The 20,178-nt window shown below is 69.6% G+C and carries 19 protein-coding genes; 9 read left to right on the top strand and 10 right to left on the bottom strand.

The features are described from left to right. Nucleotides 1–128 precede the first annotated feature (128 nt). Complete coding sequence (gene phhA, locus MIC98_RS01180; protein WP_239735008.1) at nt 129–1,019, top strand: phenylalanine 4-monooxygenase; 891 nt, start codon at nt 129–131, stop codon at nt 1,017–1,019. Between the two features lie 76 nt (nt 1,020–1,095). Here the strand turns inward: phhA and dmeF are convergent, their stop codons facing one another. Further along, a complete protein-coding gene (gene dmeF, locus MIC98_RS01185; RefSeq protein WP_239735009.1) occupies nt 1,096–2,034 on the bottom strand; it encodes a CDF family Co(II)/Ni(II) efflux transporter DmeF in 939 nt (312 codons plus the stop codon). 46 nt (nt 2,035–2,080) lie between these two features. On the opposite strand from dmeF, the gene MIC98_RS01190 reads away from it, so the two are divergent. After that, the gene (locus tag MIC98_RS01190; protein ID WP_239735010.1) at nt 2,081–2,353 is read left to right on the top strand and encodes a metal/formaldehyde-sensitive transcriptional repressor; all 273 of its coding nucleotides are present in this window, start codon (nt 2,081–2,083) and stop codon (nt 2,351–2,353) included. Between the two features lie 105 nt (nt 2,354–2,458). On the opposite strand, the gene MIC98_RS01195 is transcribed toward MIC98_RS01190, so the two are convergent. From MIC98_RS01195 to MIC98_RS01225, 7 genes are all read right to left on the bottom strand, one after another. Beyond that, complete coding sequence (locus MIC98_RS01195) at nt 2,459–4,015, bottom strand: PepSY-associated TM helix domain-containing protein (RefSeq protein ID WP_239735011.1); 1,557 nt, start codon at nt 4,013–4,015, stop codon at nt 2,459–2,461. A 10-nt stretch (nt 4,016–4,025) separates the two neighbouring features. Beyond that, nucleotides 4,026–4,331, bottom strand: coding sequence for a hypothetical protein (locus tag MIC98_RS01200; RefSeq protein WP_057640447.1), 306 nt, complete (start codon nt 4,329–4,331; stop codon nt 4,026–4,028). Beyond that, on the bottom strand, nt 4,328–4,618 hold the full coding sequence (locus MIC98_RS01205) for a hypothetical protein (protein ID WP_239735012.1): 291 nt from the start codon (nt 4,616–4,618) through the stop codon (nt 4,328–4,330). Before MIC98_RS01205 ends, MIC98_RS01200 begins: the two co-directional genes overlap by 4 nt. 63 nt (nt 4,619–4,681) lie before the next feature. Continuing rightward, complete coding sequence (locus tag MIC98_RS01210; RefSeq protein ID WP_239735013.1) at nt 4,682–6,808, bottom strand: TonB-dependent siderophore receptor; 2,127 nt, start codon at nt 6,806–6,808, stop codon at nt 4,682–4,684. A gap of 1 nt (nt 6,809) precedes the next feature. After that, on the bottom strand, nt 6,810–8,534 hold the full coding sequence (fes, locus tag MIC98_RS01215; protein WP_239735014.1) for an enterochelin esterase: 1,725 nt from the start codon (nt 8,532–8,534) through the stop codon (nt 6,810–6,812). A 15-nt stretch (nt 8,535–8,549) separates the two neighbouring features. Beyond that, entirely contained in the window at nt 8,550–9,515 is a 966-nt protein-coding gene (locus tag MIC98_RS01220) for an alpha/beta hydrolase-fold protein (RefSeq protein WP_239735015.1), read from the bottom strand. Continuing rightward, a complete protein-coding gene (locus tag MIC98_RS01225) occupies nt 9,515–11,731 on the bottom strand; it encodes a TonB-dependent siderophore receptor (RefSeq protein WP_239735016.1) in 2,217 nt (738 codons plus the stop codon). The genes MIC98_RS01220 and MIC98_RS01225 overlap by 1 nt, the downstream gene beginning before the upstream one ends. Before the next feature lie 197 nt (nt 11,732–11,928). Between MIC98_RS01225 and MIC98_RS01230 the strand changes: the two genes are divergently transcribed. The 6 genes from MIC98_RS01230 (at nt 11,929) to MIC98_RS01255 (ending at nt 17,797) form a co-directional block, all read left to right on the top strand. Continuing rightward, the gene (locus MIC98_RS01230) at nt 11,929–12,651 is read left to right on the top strand and encodes a DUF3348 domain-containing protein (RefSeq protein WP_239735017.1); all 723 of its coding nucleotides are present in this window, start codon (nt 11,929–11,931) and stop codon (nt 12,649–12,651) included. Nucleotides 12,652–12,660: 9 nt separating this feature from the next. Next, the gene (locus MIC98_RS01235; protein ID WP_239735018.1) at nt 12,661–14,751 is read left to right on the top strand and encodes a DUF802 domain-containing protein; all 2,091 of its coding nucleotides are present in this window, start codon (nt 12,661–12,663) and stop codon (nt 14,749–14,751) included. Further along, nucleotides 14,748–15,395: an OmpA family protein gene (locus MIC98_RS01240; protein ID WP_239735019.1), complete on the top strand. Its 648-nt coding sequence runs from the start codon at nt 14,748–14,750 to the stop codon at nt 15,393–15,395. Before MIC98_RS01235 ends, MIC98_RS01240 begins: the two co-directional genes overlap by 4 nt. Then, nucleotides 15,385–16,044, top strand: a complete 660-nt coding sequence (locus tag MIC98_RS01245; protein WP_239735020.1) for a DUF2894 domain-containing protein — start codon at nt 15,385–15,387, stop codon at nt 16,042–16,044. Before MIC98_RS01240 ends, MIC98_RS01245 begins: the two co-directional genes overlap by 11 nt. Before the next feature lie 159 nt (nt 16,045–16,203). After that, nucleotides 16,204–16,683 (top strand): VOC family protein, encoded by a 480-nt coding sequence (locus MIC98_RS01250; RefSeq protein ID WP_239735021.1) that lies wholly within the window; start codon nt 16,204–16,206, stop codon nt 16,681–16,683. A 22-nt stretch (nt 16,684–16,705) separates the two neighbouring features. Continuing rightward, nucleotides 16,706–17,797 carry a crosslink repair DNA glycosylase YcaQ family protein gene (locus MIC98_RS01255; protein WP_239735022.1) on the top strand — a complete coding sequence of 364 codons (1,092 nt, stop codon included), beginning with the start codon at nt 16,706–16,708 and terminating at the stop codon, nt 17,795–17,797. A gap of 99 nt (nt 17,798–17,896) precedes the next feature. Here the strand turns inward: MIC98_RS01255 and MIC98_RS01260 are convergent, their stop codons facing one another. After that, nucleotides 17,897–18,352 (bottom strand): hypothetical protein, encoded by a 456-nt coding sequence (locus MIC98_RS01260; RefSeq protein WP_211258175.1) that lies wholly within the window; start codon nt 18,350–18,352, stop codon nt 17,897–17,899. 24 nt (nt 18,353–18,376) lie between these two features. After that, complete coding sequence (locus MIC98_RS01265) at nt 18,377–19,081, bottom strand: pirin family protein (protein WP_239735023.1); 705 nt, start codon at nt 19,079–19,081, stop codon at nt 18,377–18,379. A gap of 130 nt (nt 19,082–19,211) precedes the next feature. On the opposite strand from MIC98_RS01265, the gene MIC98_RS01270 reads away from it, so the two are divergent. Beyond that, nucleotides 19,212–20,144, top strand: a complete 933-nt coding sequence (locus MIC98_RS01270; protein ID WP_239735024.1) for a LysR family transcriptional regulator — start codon at nt 19,212–19,214, stop codon at nt 20,142–20,144. Nucleotides 20,145–20,178: the final 34 nt, after the last annotated feature.

Here is a 20,178-nt window from a genome sequence, read left to right on the forward strand (position 1 = left end):
TTGTTGCCCCGCAACATCGAAATGACGCAACAATATTGCGCCACGGCGGCATATCGACGCAATTTCGCACACCTGTTGCGCGGCCGGCTTCCTACCATCGGGAATCCACTCCACCGGAAGGCCCCGTCATGGACACCGCCCCGCGCCGCGTCGAACACCAACAGACCGACAAGGGTTACGTGCCGGTCTACACCACCGCCGTGATCGAGCAGCCGTGGGATGGCTACAGCGCCGACGACCATGCCACCTGGAGCACGCTGTACCGCCGCCAGCGCGAGCTGCTGGTCGGCCGCGCCTGCCGCGAGTTCCTCGACGCGCAGGACGAGATGGGCATGAGCGAGCACATGATCCCGCGCTTCGACCAGCTCAACGAGGTACTGGGCGCGGCCACCGGCTGGACCTTGGTGGGCGTGGAAGGGCTGCTGCCGGAACTGGATTTCTTCGAGCACCTGGCGCACCGCCGCTTCCCGGTGACGTGGTGGATCCGCCGCCCCGAGCAGATCGACTACATCGCCGAACCGGACCTGTTCCACGACCTGTTCGGCCACGTGCCGCTGCTGATGAACCCGGTGTTCGCCGACTACATGGCCGCCTACGGCCGCGGCGGGGTCAAGGCGCACGCGATCGGCCCCGAAGCCTTGCAGAACCTGACCCGGCTGTACTGGTACACGGTGGAGTTCGGGCTAATGAACACCGCCGAGGGCCTGCGCATCTACGGCGCCGGCATCGTCTCGTCGAAGGGCGAATCGCTGCATTCGCTGGAGTCGGCCGCGCCGAACCGGATTGGCTTCGACCTGGAGCGGATCATGCGCACCCGCTACCGCATCGACACCTTCCAGAAGACCTACTTCGTCATCGACGGCTTCGAGCAGCTGATGGCCGCCACCGCGCCGGACTTCACCCCGATCTACGCGAAGCTGGCGGCACGGGACCACTTCCCCGCCGGCGACGTGCAGGACGGCGACAACGTATTCCAGCGCGGCAGCGGCGAAGGCTGGGCCAGCGACGGCGACGTGTAGGGCGCCCCGCAGGAGCGCACCTTGGTGCGCGATGGGGCTCTACCGGGAAAGCTTCATCGCGCACCAAGGTGCGCTCCTACGGCGCGCTGCGCACTTCCACGGTGACGTGCACGATCTCCTCGTGGACCGACAGCGCGCGATGGAACACCTCGGCCTCCACGCCCGGCGCGGTCACCACTTCCATCGCGCAGGCGAAGCGGCCGCGGCCGACCTGCCAGACGTGCAGGTCACTGATCCGCGCCGGCACTGCGCCCTGCTCCACCGCCTCGCGGATTTCCGCCACCACCGGTGCGTCCATTTCCGCATCCAGCAATACCCGCGTGGTCTGCCGGACCAGCCCGCAGGCCCATGCCGACACCAGCACCGCGCCGACGATGCCCATCAGCGGGTCGAGCCACGAGGCACCGAAATACAGCCCGCCGAGCAGGGCGATGATCGCCAGCACCGAGGTCGCCGCGTCGGCCAGCACGTGCAGGTAGGCCGAGCGCTGGTTCAGGTCGTGGTGACCATGCCCGTGCCCGTGCGCATGATGGTCATGGCCGTGGTGATGATGGTCGTGCCGGTCGCGCAGCCACCATGCGCACAGCAGGTTCACCGCCAGCCCGACCACGGCGATGGCGATGGCCTCCCGGTAGTGGATGGCGCCGGGGTGCAGCATGCGCGCGATGGATTCGAACGCCATGACCCCGGCCACGCCCAGCAGCAGCACCGCGCTGGCGAAGCCGGCCAGCACCTCGATCTTCCAGGTGCCGAAGGCGAAGCGCGGATCGTCGCGATAGCGCCGCGCGCAGGCATAGGCGAACGCCGCCAGCCCCAGCGCCAGCGCGTGCGAACTCATGTGCCAGCCATCGGCCAGCACCGCCATCGAGTTGAACCACCAGCCGCCGGCGATCTCCACCACCATCATCGACACGGTCAGCGCCAGCGCGCGGCGGGCGTTGCGTTCGGCCAGGGGATTGCCATCGCTGAAGGCGTGGCTGTGGCGACGGGAGCGGGCGAGCGTCTCGATATTCATGCGGGCAGGCGTTTCCATATACCCCCATAGGGTATATGATCCGCGCATGGCACACACCCTGCGCGACAAGAAGAAACTGCTCGCCCGCGTCCGGCGCATCGCCGGGCAGGTGGCCGCGCTGGAACAGGCGTTGCAGGACGGCGAGGACTGCGATGCCGTGCTGGTGCAGATCGCCGCCGCCAAGGGCGCGATGCACGGGCTGATGCTGGAAGTGATGGCCGGCCACCTCGGTGAGCACGTCGTTGCCGAACAGGACGCGGACAGGCGCGCGGCCGAGGCCGAGGTGTTGCTGGAACTGCTCAAGCGCCACGCGCGGTGAGGCCCGGCCGCAATTTGCTCCATATGGGTAGGAGCGCACCTTGGTGCGCGAGGGGCTCTACCGGTAAAGCTCCATCGCGCACCAAGGTGCGCTTCTGCGGTTTGTTCATTGCACCCAGACGCTGTCGTTGTGGCCTTGCCGCATGCGCCTGCGGGTGTGGCGTGCCAGATGCAGCAGCACCGGCACCGCCAGCAGCGCGGTGGCGTCCACCGGCCAGCTGCCGGGGTGGCTCCACGTGCCGCCGATGTTCCAGTGGCCGGCCAAACTGGACAGGGGAATCAGCAAGGTCAACACCGCGCTGGCCACCAGCAGTTCCACCGCGCCGCGTGATGCGCCGCGCGCGAACGCCCACGCCACCGCCGCCACGAACACCGCGTAGTAGATGCCGGTGTGCCACGCCTTCAGGTCGCCCACCAGCGCCGGCAACCACTTGGCTGCGGCCAACGTGGCGGAAATGCCGGCCACGCAGCCCAGCGACACGCCGACGGTCAAACAGGCCAGCGCCCATGCCGAACGCTTCTGCACCGGCGTTTCCGCGCCCTTGCGCTTGCGCCGCCGCGATTCCACCCACAGCAGGTTGCCGCTGTAGAACAGCACCGCGCCGGCCAGGCCCATCAGCAGGTACAGCCAGCGCACCGGGTTGCCGCCGAAGCTGCCGAAATGCAGGGCGAAGAAGGCGTTGACCGCCTCGTCCCAGCCTTCCATGCGGCCCGGCAGGTCGTGCGGGTCGACCTCCCCGGTGTAGGGGTCGAGGTGGGTCTGCATGTAGGTGCGCGCGCGGGTGCCGCGGCGCACGTCAAGGCCGCTCACGCTGGCCTCGACGTGGCCCTCTTGGTCACGCTGGAAACCGAAGCCGTACACCTCGAAACCCGGCAGCTGCACCTCCACCCGGCGCAGCAGTTCGGCGGCCAGCAGCACGCGCCCACCGGCGGGCGCATCTTCATGCTCGCCCCACTGGATGCCATTGGGATACACCACCGCATCCTGCGCGTCGTAGAACGGGTCGTGGAAGGCGAACACCACGCTGGTCAACGCGATGACGACGTGGAACGGCAGGCTGAACAGGCCCAGCGCGTTGTGCACGTCCAGCCACAGGCGCTTGATGTTCTTGCCGATGCGCAGCGCGAACACGTCGCGGGCGATGGTCGGCAACAGCACGATCAGGCCGGACACCAGCGCCACCGCATAGGCCAGCGCCACCGCGCCCATGATCGGCCGCGCCACCGCGTCGGGGAACGGCAGGCCGACCAGCTGGTGCAGCGTGTCCACCAGCTGCGCCACCGGCGCCTTGCGGGTCTGCTCCACCTGCAGGCTGCCGTCGGCGGCGAAGCTGGCGCCGTACTCCTTGAACTCGCGGCGGCCCTTGCCGCGCTCCTGCCAGTACACGCGCGCCGGCTGGTCGGCGGCCGGTTGCACCGAGACGAAATAACGCGCCGCCGCCTGCGGGTGCGCGGCCAGCACCGCCTCGACCAGCGCATCGGCCCGCTCCAGCGGCGGCGCCGCCGACAGCGTGGACGGCGGCGTGGCCCAGCGTTCCAGCGGCTTCTCGAACATGGTGATCGCGCCGGCATAGAAGGCGATGAACAGCATCAGCCCGCTGGCGATGCCGATCCAGATGTGCACGTCCTTGTAGACCTTGATGATGTCGCTGCGGATCTTCATGCCCTGCTCCTCACGCCATCGTCCAACGCACGCACCACAACGCGGCGAACGCCAGCGCGTTGGCCGCACCCAGCCACAACCACGCCCGCAGACTGTCGCGGAACAGGTAGACGAAGGACAGCACCAGCGCCCACACCGGCGCCATCAGCCACATGCTGAACTGGACCTTGCCGCCGCCCCCGGCGATGCCATCCGGCCCAAGCCACGCGAACAGGCCGGACAGCGCCAGCGCCAGGCCGAAGCCCAGCACCGCGCCGGCCATCGTCTTGCCGAACCAGTGGCGGCTCTGCAGCCGCACCCGCGCGTCGTCGTTCATGCCGCCGCCCTCCGCGCACGCACGCGGGCGCGCCACGCGCCCAGGAACGGCCACAGCGACCAGAACAGCATCGCCAGCACGCTCCAGCCGGCCACCGCCTCCACCGGCGCCAGCACCCGCAGGAACAGCGGCAACGACAGCAGCAGGCAGGCGATGCCCGGCCACCACGACCGCCGTACCGGCCACGGCCCGGCCGCGCGCAGTTGTTGCTGTGGCGAGGCCAGGTACAACAACAGCGTGCCGACCAGGCACGACAGCACGGCGGCGACGGCCAACCACGGGGTCATGCGATCACTCCACGGAAACGGGACGTGCGACGGAGATGCGGATGCGGCATGGTCCGGCCCCGGTCAGAAGCGGTAGCGCACGGTGGCGGTGGCGCTGCGCGGCTCGCCGCGGAAGTTGCCCCAGCCGGTAGGGCCGACGGTCTGCCAGTAGTCCTTGTCGAACAGGTTGTCCACGTTCAATGCCAGGCTCCAGCGCGCGTCGAAGCGGTAGCCGGCGCGCGCATGCCACAGCGCATAGGCCGGCTGCGCGATGCCGCCACTGGCCTCGGTCTCGGTCTGCCAGCTCGCGCCGAGGCCGAACGACCAGTCCGCCACGGCCTGCGGCCGCCAGCTGGCCCACAGCCGCAGCATCTGCTTCGGCGCCCAAGTGTTGAACGGCTGGCCCTGCAGGTCCGCGTCGCGCGAATACTCCTGCTTGTTCCACGTATAGCCGGCACTGACGTCCACCCCTTCGGCGATGCGGCCGGCAAGCGTGGCCTCGAAGCCGCGGCTGCTCACCTCGCCCTGGGCGACGTAGCAGTTGTCGCCGTTGCAGGCGCCGGGCAGCTGCGAGGCGTCGAGCTGGGCACGGTCCTTCTGGCGGATGTCGAACACGGCGAACGAGGCATTGAGCGCGCCGTCGAACCAGTCGCCCTTGACGCCGGCTTCCAGCGCATCGCCCTGCATCGGCGGCAGCTGGCCATCGGTGCCGCGCTCGCTCTGCACCTGGAAGATATCGGCGTAGCTGGCGTAGAGCGACCAGTGCGCGTCCAGCTCGTACACCAGCCCGGCATAGCCGCCGAGGTGGGTGTCGCCGTAGTCGGAGCTGACCCAGGCGACCGGCTCCAGCTCCAGCCCGTCATCGTTCCAGCGGCTGTAGCGCAGCCCCAGCAACGCGGTCAGGCGCTGCGCCGGGCGCAGCCGCAGCACGCCGTACACGCCTTCCTGGGTGGTGGTGTAGCGGCCGCTCCAGTAGCTGTCCTGCAGCAGTTGGGTGGGGCGCGGCAATGCGTGGGGATCGAAGGCGTGCACGTCGGCGATGGCCCACGATTCGGCGAAATCCAGGCCGCTGGCGTCGGTGTTGCTGCGGTTCCAGTTGGCGCCGACGATCACGTCGTGCTGCCGGCCCCATGCCTGGAAGCCGCCCAGCACGGCCGCGTCCAGGCTCTGGTTGCCGTAGTCGCGGTATTGCAGGGTCGGGGTGATCGACCAGCCCGAGCCGTCGTCGGCGATCGCGCCCCAGCCGTTGCCGACCAGGTAGCGGCCGTTTTCCCTGGCGTACTGCGCCGACACCCGCAGGCGCCAGTTCTCGCCCAGCCCCTGGTCGAGCTCGGCGAACAGCTGGCGGCCCTGCGTGGTCACGTCCTGCCAGGCCGGCTCCAGTGCGGTGCGCGGCGACACATCCAGCGCGCGGCCATCTTCGTGGCGCGGCAGCCCGCTCCAGACCGGCGTGGTCTGCAGCTTCTCGTAGCTGACGCCGACGCTGAAGCGGCCGTCGTCGGAAATGTCGGTTTCCAGCACGCCGTAGCCCAGCGTGTAGCGGTAGTCGGCGCCGCGCTGGAACAGGTCCTTGTCCTCGTGCTCGACCACCGCGCGGCCGCGCAGGCTGCCCTCGGCGTTCAACGGGCCGCCGACGTCGCCCAGCACGCGGTAGCGGTTCCACGAACCGGCGGAGAACTCGGCGTTGCCGACCCATCCGGCGGTCGGGTGCTTGCGCACCAGGTTGACCACGCCACCGGGGTCGCCGGCGCCGTTGAGCAGGCCGGCCGCGCCGCGCAGCACTTCCACGCGGTCGTACATCGCCAGCCGCGGCTTGGCGCGGCCGAGCGTGGCCGGCAGGCCGTCGAGCTGGTAGTCGGTGATCTCGAAGCCGCGCGCGATGTACTGGGTGTCGATGCTGTCGTACTGGCGCAGGGCCACGCCGGGGACGAACAGGATCGCCTCGTCCAGCCCGTCGGCGGCCAGGTCGTCCAGCAGCGCGCGGGTCAGCACGCTGACCGACTGCGGCGTCTCGCGCTGGCTCACCGGCAGCTTCAGGCCGACGTTGGTGACCGGCGCGGCATAGCCCTGCACGCGCACGCCGCGCACGTCCACCGCATCCAGGGTGCGGGTGCCGTCGGCGTCGGCCGGCAGGGTTTCGGCGGAGGCGGCCGCGGGAAGGGAAACGACGATGGCCAGCGCCAGCAGGGCCGGCCGGGGGAATGCGCGCATCTCAATAGTCCTTTGCAGAGGTGGGGGCGCTGGCGTCGGCTGGCGTCATGGGGGAAGCGGAAGGCGTGGCCGCGAACAGCGCCAGCAGGCCGTCGGCGAGGGTGCCGCGCCAGTGGTACCAGTCGTGGCCGCCGGAGAATTCGCGGTGCCGCACGTCATAGCCCCTGGCGCGCAGCACGTCGCGCAGGTGGCGGTTGCTTTCGAGGATGCCGGCCTGGCCGCGCCCGGTTTCGAAGCGGCCGGCCTCCAGCCAGAAGCGGATCGGCTGGCGCGGGGCCTCGGCGTAGCGCCGGGCCAGCCATTCGGGTTCTGCCGCGCCCGGCTGGCCCGGTGCCGCGTCCGGCGCCCACCAGAACGAACCGGACTGGCTGAGCACGTTGCCGAAATGCCGCGGGTATTGCAGCGCCACGCAGGCCGACGCCAGCCCGCCATAACTGGCCCCGGCCAGCGCGGTGCGCGACGCCGCCGGCAGCGTGCCGGCCCGGGCCTGCACCCACGGCAGCAGTTCCTGCGCGAGGAAGTCGCCGAACGTGGGGTTGCATGGCAGTTCGCGCGCGCGTGCATCCGCGTCCGGGTTGGAGACGAACACCGCCAGCACCGGCGGCAATGCACCTTCGCCGACGAGGTTGTCGAGGATGACCGGCGTGGGAATCGCGTTCTGGTAGGTGTAGCCGTCGAACACCACCAGCAGCAGGTTGCGCGCATCGCCGGCACGGTAGCCGGGCGAGCGGTACAGGTGGATGTCGCGGGTGTTGCCCAATCGCGCACTGCCCAACCGATGCGCGCTGATCGTGCCGGCGGGGTGCGTGCCGGGCCGCACCGCGCGCTGCGGCGGTGCGCCGGGCAGTTCCAGGATGGATTCGCGGGCGAAATCATCCGGCGCATCGGCAGGCCGGAAGCGCGGGTTCAGCGGGTCGCGCTGCACCGTGGCCAGCACCGCACGGCGCGCGGCGCGGCCCCCTTCGGGCAGCACCGGCACGTCCGGGGCGAGCTTGTAGGACATGCGGGTATCGGCCGGCACCTCGTAGGTGGCGAACCACACGTCGCTGTCACCCAGTCGTTGCAGGTCCTCGATGTCGCCGCTGGGCGCGGCGAACAGGCGCACGTTGTGGCGCGCGCCGCGCCACAGGAAGGTGGCCAGGTGCACGCCATCGACGGTTTCGACCAGCGGTGCACCCTCGCGCGCGACCTGCGCCCAGAACGCCGCGGTATCGCCGCCACTGGCGAGGTGTTCGCGCAGTGCCTGCAGGCGCGGGCTGCGCGGTGGCGGCGGCGTGGTGGCGAGTTGCTGCCCGGCCATCGGCAGCACACGGGTGACGTGCAGTTCGTAGCGGGCCTTGGCATCGGCTGCACCCTGCAGGCGCAGCACATGGCGGCCATCGTGGCCGGCGACGAACATGAACTCGCCGGCCTGCCACGCATCGAGCAGGCGGCGCAGCGGCCGGCCATCGGCATCGTCCAGCCACAACGCCGGCGCGGCGGCGGCGCGCAGTTCGCCGACGACGTAATCGCCCGCGTGCAGGTCCAGCGCGTGGCGCGCACTCGCACCTGGCTTCAATACGCCCTGCATGGGGGGCATGGCGCTGCCCTCTTCCGCCGCCAATGCCTCGGCGAACGGCACTGCAGCAAGCAGGCAGGCCAGCACCAACCTCCACGGCAGCGCCTGCCCGAGGGAGACGGACGGAACGCGGGAACGGAACGCGGCGGCAGGGCGTCGTGGGGTCATGGCAGCGGGGGGAGGTCAGGGCGTGGCAACGGAGGCGCCGGACAGCGCCTCCAGCAGCAGCGGCAGCGAGGCGCCCAGCGTCTGCCCGTGCGACAGGCCGGGCAGCGGCGTCCAGTGCACGGTCAGGCCACGGGCGCGCAGGCGGGCGGCCATGTCCTCCGTCGCCGTGGCCGGCAGGCTGGTGCGCGCACGTTGGAAGGCATTCGGCGGGGCCGGGGCGCGACCCGGCTCCGGCACGCGCAGCGAAGCCATTGCCGCATCGCCACCACCGGCCCACAGATACAGCACCGCGACCGGGTCGGAAGCGGCGACGGCTCCGGCCTCCTCGCGCAGCAGTTGGCCATCGCCCCACCATAGCGACGGGTCGGCGGCGGCGTAGACGTTGAACGCATCCGGGCGCGTGAACAGCGCATGCAGCACGAATACGCCGCCGTAGGAGTGGCCCCACAGCGCGCGCCGGCTGCTGTCGATCGGCGCCATTGCCTCCACCTGCGGGGCGATGGTGCGTTCGATCAGCGCAAGGAACGCATCGGCACCGCCGGTGCGTCGCCCACCCAGCACGTCGCGCTGCGCTGCCTCATCGCCCGGGCGGCGCGGGGTGTAGTCGAACGCGCGTGCATCGCCGTCGATGCGCAGGCCGTTGTCATGGGCGATGAAAGCGATCACCGGCGGCCGCGGCGCCGCCGCCAGCCGCGTCAGCAACGCCGCATCGGTCGCCATCAGTGCGGCATTGCCGTCGAGCAGGTAGGCCACCGGGAAGCCATCGGCCGGTGCAGGCCGCTCCGGCACCGCCACCCGCACACGGTACGGGCGCAGGCCGTCGGTCGAGGTGACGCGGGTTTCCTGCCAGCGCCAGCCCGGTACCTCGGCATCGGCCACGGTGGTGCCCACCGGGCGCGCGCGGCCCGGCTGCGCGACCGCAGGCGTGGCCATTGCGGCCACGCCCAGCAGCAGCGCCAGGCCGGTGCAGGCAATGCGCATCACCAGCTGAAACGCGCGCTGGCGGTGATGGTGCGCCCCGTGCCGTAAAAGCACGAGGAGGTACCGCTGCAGGTGGACACGAAGGTCTTGCCCGCCACGTTGCTGACGTTGATGGCGAACTGCGTGGCCACCGCACCATGCTGGCCGGCGTCGTAGCGGATGGCCGCATCCCACAACGTGTAGGACGGGATGCGGTACAGGTTGGCGCTGTCACCGTAGCTCCGCCCGTTGTAGCGCACGCCGGCGGCCAGGCTCAGGCCGGACAGCGCCCCTTCCCGGAAGGTGTAGTCGCCCCACAATGCCGCCGTCCAGTCCGGCACCATCGGCAACTGCTTGCCGGCATAGCCGTTGTTGCTGCGGATCATCTCCGAATCCATGCGGCTGGCCGCGCCGATCACGCTGAAGCCCTCCAGCGGGGTGACGCGTCCCTCCAGTTCGATGCCACGCACCCGACCCTCACCGTCCTGCACCTGGCACTGGCTTGTCCCGGCCATGCCGCAACCGGTGACATGCAAGGGGTCGTTGGTAAGGATGTTCTGCTGCCGCAAATCGTAGGCGGACATGGTCAGCAGGCCATCGAATGCAGCCGGCTGGTACTTCACGCCGGCCTCCCACTGCTTGCCGGTGACCGGATCGAACGGGCTGCCGTCCCAGCTCATGTTGGCGTTGGAACCCGACGGCTGGAACGATTCGGAGTAGCTCAGGTACGGCGACAGGCCGTTATCGGCCACGTACAGCAGGCCGGCATTGCCGGTGAAGGCTTCATTCTCCACCCGCGTGGGTATCGTCGGGCCGGAAACGTCGGTCACCGCGTTGTAGCTGCGGGTAAACGTATCGTCATCGGTCCAGTCGTAGCGACCGCCGACGGTAAAGCGCCACTTGCCCAGTGCCAGTTGGTCCTGCAGATAGGCACCGGTCTGCTCGTTGACGCCGCCGGAGTAGCCGATGCCGGTGGTGACCGGAGCATAGGCACTGTAGACCGGGTTGAAGATGTCGATGCTGGCGGGGTTGAGCATTGCTCCACGCGCGCCCTCCCAGTCGGCTCTTTGCCAATCCACGCCCAGCAGAACCGTATGCTCAACCGCGCCGGTGGCGAATTTCCCGGTCAACCGGGTATCCACGGTCTTTCCCTTCGATTCGCCTTCGCCCCAAGTGGCGCGGCGATTCTGGGTGCGGCCATCGGCATTGAGGGGCCCACTGGTGACGACGGTCCGGAACACCGATTCCACATGGGTGTAGCGCGCGCTCTGGCTCAACGTCCAGTGGTCATTGAAGCCATGCTCGAACAACCAGCCGGCGGTCCAGATGTCGCGGTCGAAGGTGTTCCAGCCCGGCTCACCGATGAAGGTGGTGTTCTTCATCCGCCCGTATTGTGTTGGGAGCAGCGTGCCGTCCATCGGCAGGAACTGGTAGGTCGAGCCGCCATCGTCCTTCTGGTACAGGCCCAGCAGGGTCAGGCGGGTGCGCTCGGCCAGTTGCAGGGTGTAGCTGGGGGCGAGGAACCAGTGCTGCTGCTCGGTGTGGTCGATCTGGGTCTGGCCGTCGCGGTACAGGCCCACGAGGCGGAACAGGTGGTGGTCATCGGCGGTACCGGCACCGACGTCGAAAGCGGCGTTGTACTGGCCATTGCCGTCGATGCCCACGCGCACCACCTGCGCCTGCCCCGGCTCGGGCGTCTTGCTGACCTGGTTGACCATGCCGCCCGGAGCCACCTGGCCGTACATCACCGCCGAGGGTCCCTTGAGCACTTCCACCCGCTCCAGGTTCCAGCTGTCCACCATGCTGCGGTTCCACTGGCTGCCCTGCGGCGCGCGCATGCCGTCGATGGTGACGTTGTTGCTCCAGCTGCCGGCATCGTAGCCACGGATGCGGAAATCATCGACGCGGTTGTCGATGCCGCTGCTCTCCAGCGATACGCCGGCGACATAGCGCATGGCTTCGTTCAGGTTCTGCACGCCCCGCGCGTCCAGCTCCTCGCGGGCGATGACCGACACCGACTTGGCGGTCTCGGCGATCGACGCATCTGTCTTGGTCGCGCCGGAGGTGTGGGTGGTGACGCGGTAGGCGTTGACCTGCACCGTGTCCAGCGTCTGCGCGTCGGCCGCCGGCGCGGCTTCGGGCGACGCCGCGCCGGCGGCGAACGAGGACAGGGACAGGGCGACGGCCAGCGACAGCATGGCCGGCCGGAAAGCGGAAGTGGGGGGGAGGGAGCGCACGGAAGCCAACCTGATCGAAGGAGAAGTTGGCTGACTGCGGGCGCAGCGGCTGATGTCACGAATTGTATCAAATACGAATCATTAACAACACTGCGGCATCCTGCCGCACCCCGTGCCTGCCACGGCAGGCAGGTCCCCCGGCCCGGCCGCCTTCCCCCGTTGCCGTGTAAAATCCGCGGTTTTCCCCAGTCGGCACAATGGCGAAAGCTTCCCCACGGGCGCCCGTGCTGGGCCCGGCGTTCATTCGCCTGCTGGCCCGCTTCGGCGACGCAGACCTGCCCCGCACGCCACCGGTGCTGACCGAGCGGCTGGCGCAGTGGTTCGACTGGAACCGCGCCATCACCCTGTCGCGCGCGCTGGACGGCCGCCTGCCCGACGCCGGGGCCGGCGCGGATTTCGACGACGCCCACGACGCCGAATGCGCGCGGGTGCGCCGCAGCCTGCTGGACGCCATCGACGCCGACATCGACCTGGCCCCGCCCAGGCGCAAGGACGCCAGCGCGGCGGCCATCGACCCCAGCTTCCTGCCCTACCGCCAGCATTGCCTGGCCATGCAGCGCGCGATGCAGGCGGCCACCGGCCAGCTGCGCGGCCAAATGCGCGACATGCTCGCCCGGCAGTCGCCGGCCAAGGCGCGGCTGGCCGAGGTGGACGCGGTGATGGAGGCCACCCTCAGCCCGCGTGAACAGGCGCTGCTGGCCATCGTCCCCGGCCTGCTCGGCCAGCACTTCCAGCGCCTGCGCGATGCCGGCGCACCCGACCCCGCCGATGCCGACGCATCGGCCGACGACACTCCCGCGACTCCCGCCGGCCCGTGGCTGGCGCGCTTCCGCCAGGACATGCGCAGCGCGCTGCTGGCCGAACTGGAGATCCGCTTCCACCCCATCGACGGCCTGCTCGCAGCGCTGCGCACCCGGTAACCCGCATCCATGCCCAGAAACTTCATCGTCCTCCTCGTTTTCCTCGCCGGCCTGCTGGCCGTGTGCTGGATCGGCATCGGCTACGCCGGCACCCATCCGCTGGCGGCGGTGGTCGCCACGGTCATCGCCGCCTGCTATCTCGTTGGTGCCTACGAACTGCTGCGCTACCGGCAGGCCACCGCCACGCTGGCGCAGGCGCTGCCGTCCATCGACGAGGCCGCCGGCAACCTCGACGGCTGGCTGTCGCGCCTGCACCCGGGCCTGCGCAACGCCGTGCGCCTGCGCGCGCAGGGCGAGCGCATCGGCCTGCCGGCCCCCGCGTTGACGCCCTACCTCGTCGGCCTGCTGGTGCTGCTGGGCATGCTCGGCACCCTGCTCGGCATGATGGCGACGCTGCGCGGCACCGGCATGGCGCTGGAAAGCGCGACCGACCTGGACGCCATCCGCAGCTCGCTGGCCGCGCCGGTCAAGGGCCTGGGCTTCGCGTTCGGCACCTCGATTGCCGGCGTAGCGACTTCCGCCGCATTGGGCCTGTTGTCGGCATTGCTGCGCCGCGAACGCGCACAAGCGGTGCAACAACTGGATGCCGGCATCGCCGCGCATCTGGCGCAGCATTCGCGCGCCTTCCAGCACGGGCAGACCCTGCACCTGCTGCAACAACAAAATGCGCTGATGCCGGTGCTGGTCGAGCGCCTGCAAACGCTGGCCGACACGCTGGAACGCCAGCAGCAAAGCAGCGGCGAACGCCTGCATGCCGACCAGCGGCAGTTCCACCAGCGCAGCGAAGCGGCCTACACGCAACTGGCCGGCACCCTGCAACACGCCCTGCGCGAGGGCATCGCCCAGCAGGCCAACGCCGTCGGCGCGGCCCTGCAACCGGTGGTCGAAACCACGATGGCCAGGCTGGCCGAACGCGCCAACGTGCTGCACGCCGCCATCGAAAGCGCCGTGCAGCAGCAACTGGCCGGCCTGAACGCCACCGTGCAGAACACCGCCAATGCCGCGCGCGAAAGCTGGAGCGCCGCCATTGCCGAACAGCAGCGTGGCAACACCGCGCTGACCGACGGCCTGCAACAGGCGCTGCACCAGTTCACCGGCACCTTCGAGCAGCGCTCGGCGGCATTGCTCGATGGCGTCGCCACGCGGCTGGAAGACAACACCGCGCGCACCGCCAGCGCATGGGGCGACGCATTGGCGCAGCAGCACGCAGCGCACGACGCACTGGCGCAGCGCCATGAACAGGCGCTGGCCGCCGCGTCGGCCACGTTTGAAAGCCATGCGCGCACGCTGGTGGACGCCGTGCAGCACTCGCACGAGCATCTGCAAACCACGCTGGAAGCACGCGACGCGCAGCGGCTGCAAGGCTGGTCGCAGGCGCTGGACGCCAGCATCGCCACGCTCGACACGCAACTGCAACGCAGCGGCGAGCAGGTCGCCCAGCGCCAGCAGCAGATCTGCGACACGCTGGCGCAGACCACGCAGGCGATCAACGAACAGGCGCAGGCCCACGCCCGCGACACGCTGGCCGAGATCGCACGCTTGGTCGCCACCGCATCGGAAGCGCCGCGCGCCGCTGCCGAAGTAGTCGCCGAGCTGCGGCAGAAACTGTCCGACAGCATGGTGCGCGACACCGCCACGCTGGAGGAACGCAGCCGCCTGCTGCACACCGTGCAGACCCTGCTCGACGCGGTGAACCATGCCTCCAACGAACAGCGCGGCGCCATCGACGCGCTGGTGTCCACCTCGGCCGAACTGCTGGAGCGCGTCGGCAGCCGCTTCACCGCGCAGGTCGAAAGCGAGGCCGGCAGGCTCGATGCCGCCGCCGCGCACGTCACCGGCAGCGCGGTGGAGGTGGCCAGCCTCGGCGAGGTGTTCGGCGGCGCGGTGCAATCGTTCGGCGCATCCACCGCGGCGTTGAACGAACGCCTGCAGGCCATCGAGGCGGCGCTGGACAAGTCGCTGGCGCGCAGCGACGAGCAGTTGGCCTACTACGTGGCGCAGGCGCGCGAAGTGATCGAGCTGAGCATGCTCTCGCAGAAGCAGATCATCGGCGAGCTGCAACAACTGGCCGGCGCGCGTGAGGGGGCCACGGGCGCATGAGCGACGAGATCGAGTTCGACGCCGAGTCCAGCGCGACCACCTGGGCCGCGTTCGGCGACCTGATGTCGGTGCTGCTGGGCGCGTTCGTGCTGATCCTGGCCAGCGTCATCGGCATCCAGCTGCTGCTGCACAAGAAGCTGGATGAAGAAGTGCAGCAGCGGCAGGCCGAGGCGGCCAAGCTCAAGTCGCTGGAAGAAGCACTGGCCGCGCCACTGGCCGCCGGCCGCGTCACCGTCATCAATGGCCGCATCGGCATCAGCGGCAGCGTGCTGTTCGCGCTCAACTCCGACCAGTTGCAGCCGGAAGGCCGCGAACTGCTGCAGAGCATCGCCGCCCCGCTGCGCGACTACCTGCGCGCGCGCGAGGAAATCCTGATGGTCAGCGGCTTCACCGACAACCAGCCGGTGCGCGCCAGCAATGCCCGCTTCGCCGACAACCTCGAACTGTCCGCCGCGCGCGCGCTCACCGTCACCCGCACCCTGATCGCCGACGGCGTGCCGTCGGCATCGGTGTTCGCCGCCGCGTTCGGCGCCGAGCAGCCGGTCAGCTCCAACGACGACGAAGCCGGCCGCGCCAAGAACCGCCGCGTCGAGATCGCGCCGATCCCGCGCCACACCTCCGATGCCAAGGCCGATGCCCGCTGAAACTGCCGGCATCCGCGCACGGCTCGATGCGTGGCGCGCGCAAGGCGCGGATCGCGTCGATCCGTCGCGCTTCGCGTTGATGGACGCATTGGCGCAGCATGCGGCACGGCACGAGGGCTCCGTGCGGAAGCAGTTGGATGCACGCTTGCAGGTGCTGGCCGATGCCTATGCCGACCTGCTCACCCATCCACCACAAGCAGGAACGCGCGGCGTCGAAACAGGCGCAAGCCCGTTCAAGCCGCTGCTGGAACAACTGGCAAACGCATCGCGACTGGACGCGATGCCGCAGACGGCATCCACACCGCGCACCGATGATGCCGGCGAACCCGCGCCCGCCGCCGAGCCATCGACCATGCCGTTGCTGGACGAGTTCCAGCAGCTGTGGAGCCGCATCCGCATCGACAGCCTGCTGCGGCAATGCCTGGACGGCCTGCCCGAAGACGCCGGCCCGCTGCATTCCACTGTGCTGACCTACCGCGCGATGGCGCTGATGCGCGAGGTCTGCCCCGACTACCTGCAGCATTTCATCGCCTATGCCGACACGCTGACGTGGCTGGAGCAGCTGGGCGGCAGTACCGACGCCGACGACGCCATTAGCCCACGCAAACCCCCGCGCACCGGCAGCCCACGCCGCAAGAAGTTGCCGTAATACATCTCCCTGTTGATCCCCGTAGGAGCGACGTGAGTCGCGACCGGGGCTTTGCAGGGAAAACCGCGTCGCGACTCACGTCGCTCCTACGGCGCTGACCGCCTCCTTTCATCTGAAGTAGTCTTCCCGCTCACACCGCCTCGGTACGGGAGTTGCGCAATGGTCAGCAGGAACACGGTCTGCCTCTGGTTCGACGGCACCGCGCTGGACGCGGCAACCTTCTACGCCGAAACCTTCCCCGACAGCGCGGTCCACGCCGTCCACCGCGCGCCCGGCGACTACCCGGCCGGCAAGCAGGGCGACGTGCTGACGGTGGAGTTCAACGTGGCCGGCATCCCCTGCCTCGGCCTGAACGGCGGGCCGGCGTTCCGGCACTGCGAGGCGTTCTCGTTCCAGATCGCCACCGACGACCAGGCCGAGACCGACCGCCTGTGGGACGCCATCGTCGGCAACGGCGGCCAACCCAGCGCCTGCGGCTGGTGCAAGGACAAGTGGGGCCTGTCATGGCAGATCACCCCGCGCGCGCTGACCGCCGCCATCGCCGATCCCGACCCGGCGGCGGCCAGGCGCGCGTTCGAGGCGATGATGGAGATGACCCGGATCGACATCGCGAAGATCGAAGCCGCCCGTCGCGGATAACGCACCGCGCCGCACCTGCCCCATGCCTGCCCGACTCGACCTTGCCGCGCTGCGCCGCCACGCCGTCGCCCGCAGCCTGTTCCCGCCCACCACGCTGATGGCCGCCGTCGAGCGGCTCGGCGGCTTCGTGCAGGCTGACCCGCTGCGCGCACCCGCCCGCGCGCAGGACCTGACCCTGCGCCACCGGGTCAAGGGCTACCGTGCTGGTGATTTGGAACGCCGTTACCCGCGGCTGCCGCTGCAGGAAGATTTCTTCATCAACTACGGCTTCCTCACCCCGGCGCTGCGCGCGCTGATGCACCCGCGCAGCGCGCGCCGCGTGTGGGACACGCCGCGCTGGAAACTGGCCAATGCGGTGCTGGCCGAGGTCGAACGGCTTGGCGAGGCCCATCCGGCCGAGGTGGACGCCGCGCTGGGCCACGGCCCGGTGCGGAACTGGTTCGGCGGCAACAGCCGCCTGTCCACCGAGCTGCTGGACGGCCTGCACTACCGCAGCCATCTCGACGTGGTCCGCCGTGACAGCGGCACCCGCGTCTATGCGCTGGCCATGCCGTGGCAGGCCAGCACCGACCCGCAATCCGCGATGGATGCGATGGCCGATGCATTGGTGCGGAAATACGCGCCGTTGCCGGCGGCCAGCCTGTCGCAGCTGGTCAACATGCTGGCCGGCGCCGCGCCGCAATGGCAGGACCTGCGCCGGGCCACGCTGGCGCGCGCGAAGCAGTGGCTCGCGCATGCGCGCATCGATGGCGTGGATTGGCATTGGCCCGGCGACGAAGACCCGGCGCGCGGCTGGCGCATCCCGTCGCAGGTGCGCCTGCTGGCGCCGTTCGACCCGGTGGTGTGGGACCGCCGCCGCTTCGAGCTGCTGTGGGGCTGGGCCTACCGCTTCGAGGCCTACACCCCGGCGCACAAGCGCGTGCGCGGCCACTACGCGCTGCCGCTGCTGTGGCGCGATGAAGTGATTGGCTGGGGCAACCTGAAGGTCGTCGATGGGTGCTTGCAGCACGACCTCGGCTACGTGGCGGGCCGTGCACCGCGCGATGCCGGGTTCAAGCAGGCGCTGGACGACGAGCTGCAACGGCTGCACGACTTCTTGGGTCTGGGAACCTGAGCGGTTGCTCGTGGCGAAAATGCACCTCGTGCTCGTTCCGGTAATTCTCGACCAAACCGGAAGCGATACGAATCACAGCAGTTACAGCCGCATCGCGGCTTATTTGCGGAACCAGATCTTCAGCGTCACGTACAACGCATAGCCCAGGGCAAGCACCAACCACACCATGAAGAAGACGTTGGCCCAGTACGCACTTGTATTAGTGGCCAAGGTATAGACCTGCCCGGCGCAGCCCTTGCCGACGCATGGCACTTCGCCTCGCACCAATGCGCGCAGGACGGCGAACAGGCAATAGCCCGCCACGCCCGTCGTCATCAGGAAACCCACCGGCCCCACCAGCCCCTGGGTAGGTGCGCCGTTTTCGTCGAAGGGTTCTTTTCGGAGCTGCTGCTGTCCGAACCGGTACCAGGCGAATCCCAGCAGGAGCAGCAATGCGTAGTAGAGAAAGTCGCGCATGTAGTTGCGATACGAAACGGTGGCAGTAGCACCGGAGTATGGCGGCAAAGGCAGCCGCCGCACCTGCGACGGACTGCCCACTTGCAGCCATTGCTTCATCCGCGCCTGCGGCGATGCTGCCGCTCAGGCGGCGGTATCCACCAGCACCAGCTCGGCATCTTCCAGCGCGCGCACGCGGATGCTGTGCACATCGGTGATGGCCGCACCGTCGCGGGCGTCGAGCACCACGCCGTCCACTTCCACCTTGCCGCTGCTCGGCACCAGATAGCCGTGGCGGGTGCTGTCGCCGAAGTGGTATTCGGCGCTCTCGCCGGCCTTCAGCGTCGCGCCCAGCACGCGGGCGTCGGCGCGGATCGGCAGTGCGTCGTCGTCGCCGGCCATGCCGCTGGCCAGGGTGACGAAGCGGCCGGAGCGCTCGCCCTTGGGGAAGGGCTTGGCGCCCCACGACGGCGCGCCGCCGCGCGCGTCCGGGATGATCCAGATCTGGAAGATGCGGGTCACGCCCGGCTCCAGGTTGTATTCGGCATGGCGGATGCCGCTGCCGGCGCTCATCACCTGCACGTCGCCGGCCTCGGTACGGCCCTTGTTGCCCTGGTCGTCCTGGTGGCTGATGGCGCCTTCGCGCACGTAGGTGACGATCTCCATGTCCGCGTGCGGGTGCGGCGGGAAGCCGGTGCCGGGCTGGATGGTGTCGTCGTTCCATACCCGCAGCGCGCCCCAGTGCAGGCGCGCCGGGTCGTGGTACTGGGCGAAGGAAAAGTGGTGCCTGGCATCCAGCCAACCGTGGTTGGCACCGCCAAGGCTGGCAAACGGGCGACGCTCGATCATGGCGTTCTCCTGCATGGGTGGTTGCGATGGGGGCCAGTCTAGGCAGGCGCCACTATCGATGGAATGGAATGAATGGAAATGCATCATTTCCATTCGTGCGATGATCTACAGACCCACCAGGGCTGCCACCATGAACCCGCTCCCCGATCTGGAAGCCTGGGCGATCTTCGCCAAGGTCGCCGAGGCCGGCTCCTTCGCCCGCGCCGCCGAAGCGCTGGGGCTGTCGCAGGCCACCGTGTCCAAGGCCATCACCCGGCTGGAAACGCGCATCGGCACCACCCTGTTCCACCGTACCTCGCGGCGCATGTCGCTGACCGCCGCCGGCGAGGCGGCGCTGGAGCGCGCCACGCGCATCCTCGACGAGGGCGAGGCGGTGGAAGCCGAGGTGGTCGATCGCTCCACCACCCTGCACGGGCGGGTGCGGATGGCCGCGCCGATGTCCTTCGGTGTGGCGCGGCTGGCGCCGCTGCTGCCGGACTTCATGCGCCAATACCCGGAGGTGGAACTGGACGTGCAGTTGGGCGACGCGCAGGTGGACCTGGTGGCCGAACGCTTCGACCTGGCGCTGCGCATCGCCACGCTGGCCGATTCCAGCCTGCGCGCACGGCGGCTGTGCCAGGTGAGCATCCTGCTGGTCGGCGCACCGGCCTATTTCGCCGAGCACGGCAGGCCGAAGCACCCGCGCGACCTCGCCCATCACCGCGGTTTCCACTACAGCCTCGCCCGCGGCGGCAACGGCTGGCGCTTCCGCCACCGCCGCCACGGCGAGTTCGCGCAGACCGTGCCGTGGGCGTTGCAGGCCAACAACGCCGAGGTGTTCGCCGCCGCCCTGCGCGACGGCCTCGGGCTGGCGCTGCAACCGGAGTTCCTGGTCTGGGAAGACCTGCGCGACGGCAGGCTGGAAACGGCGATGGACGACTGGCAGGTGGAACCGATCGCGCTGCACATCGTCACCCCGCCCGGCCTGCGCCGGCCGGCGCGGGTGCAGCGATTGATCGACTATCTCGCTGAGCGCCTGCAACGCGAGCCGTGGGCAACGGGCGGCGACATCCGGAATGATTGAAGTTTGACCGTACCCACCGCGGGTGATATCTGCT

This window comes from Stenotrophomonas sp. NLF4-10 (genome assembly GCF_022359915.1).
GTDB lineage: Bacteria > Pseudomonadota > Gammaproteobacteria > Xanthomonadales > Xanthomonadaceae > Stenotrophomonas > Stenotrophomonas daejeonensis.

Excerpts from the sequence above, each read along its gene's own strand:
- phhA (WP_239735008.1), top strand. The coding sequence starts at position 129 with ATGGACACCGCCCCGCGCCGCGTCGAACACCAACAGACCGACAAGGGT.
- dmeF (WP_239735009.1), bottom strand. The coding sequence starts at position 2,034 with ATGAATATCGAGACGCTCGCCCGCTCCCGTCGCCACAGCCACGCCTTC.
- MIC98_RS01190 (WP_239735010.1), top strand. The coding sequence starts at position 2,081 with ATGGCACACACCCTGCGCGACAAGAAGAAACTGCTCGCCCGCGTCCGG.
- MIC98_RS01195 (WP_239735011.1), bottom strand. The coding sequence starts at position 4,015 with ATGAAGATCCGCAGCGACATCATCAAGGTCTACAAGGACGTGCACATC.
- MIC98_RS01200 (WP_057640447.1), bottom strand. The coding sequence starts at position 4,331 with ATGAACGACGACGCGCGGGTGCGGCTGCAGAGCCGCCACTGGTTCGGC.
- MIC98_RS01205 (WP_239735012.1), bottom strand. The coding sequence starts at position 4,618 with ATGACCCCGTGGTTGGCCGTCGCCGCCGTGCTGTCGTGCCTGGTCGGC.
- MIC98_RS01210 (WP_239735013.1), bottom strand. The coding sequence starts at position 6,808 with ATGCGCGCATTCCCCCGGCCGGCCCTGCTGGCGCTGGCCATCGTCGTT.
- fes (WP_239735014.1), bottom strand. The coding sequence starts at position 8,534 with ATGACCCCACGACGCCCTGCCGCCGCGTTCCGTTCCCGCGTTCCGTCC.
- MIC98_RS01220 (WP_239735015.1), bottom strand. The coding sequence starts at position 9,515 with ATGCGCATTGCCTGCACCGGCCTGGCGCTGCTGCTGGGCGTGGCCGCA.
- MIC98_RS01230 (WP_239735017.1), top strand. The coding sequence starts at position 11,929 with ATGGCGAAAGCTTCCCCACGGGCGCCCGTGCTGGGCCCGGCGTTCATT.
- MIC98_RS01235 (WP_239735018.1), top strand. The coding sequence starts at position 12,661 with ATGCCCAGAAACTTCATCGTCCTCCTCGTTTTCCTCGCCGGCCTGCTG.
- MIC98_RS01240 (WP_239735019.1), top strand. The coding sequence starts at position 14,748 with ATGAGCGACGAGATCGAGTTCGACGCCGAGTCCAGCGCGACCACCTGG.
- MIC98_RS01245 (WP_239735020.1), top strand. The coding sequence starts at position 15,385 with ATGCCCGCTGAAACTGCCGGCATCCGCGCACGGCTCGATGCGTGGCGC.
- MIC98_RS01250 (WP_239735021.1), top strand. The coding sequence starts at position 16,204 with ATGGTCAGCAGGAACACGGTCTGCCTCTGGTTCGACGGCACCGCGCTG.
- MIC98_RS01255 (WP_239735022.1), top strand. The coding sequence starts at position 16,706 with ATGCCTGCCCGACTCGACCTTGCCGCGCTGCGCCGCCACGCCGTCGCC.
- MIC98_RS01260 (WP_211258175.1), bottom strand. The coding sequence starts at position 18,352 with ATGAAGCAATGGCTGCAAGTGGGCAGTCCGTCGCAGGTGCGGCGGCTG.
- MIC98_RS01265 (WP_239735023.1), bottom strand. The coding sequence starts at position 19,081 with ATGATCGAGCGTCGCCCGTTTGCCAGCCTTGGCGGTGCCAACCACGGT.
- MIC98_RS01270 (WP_239735024.1), top strand. The coding sequence starts at position 19,212 with ATGAACCCGCTCCCCGATCTGGAAGCCTGGGCGATCTTCGCCAAGGTC.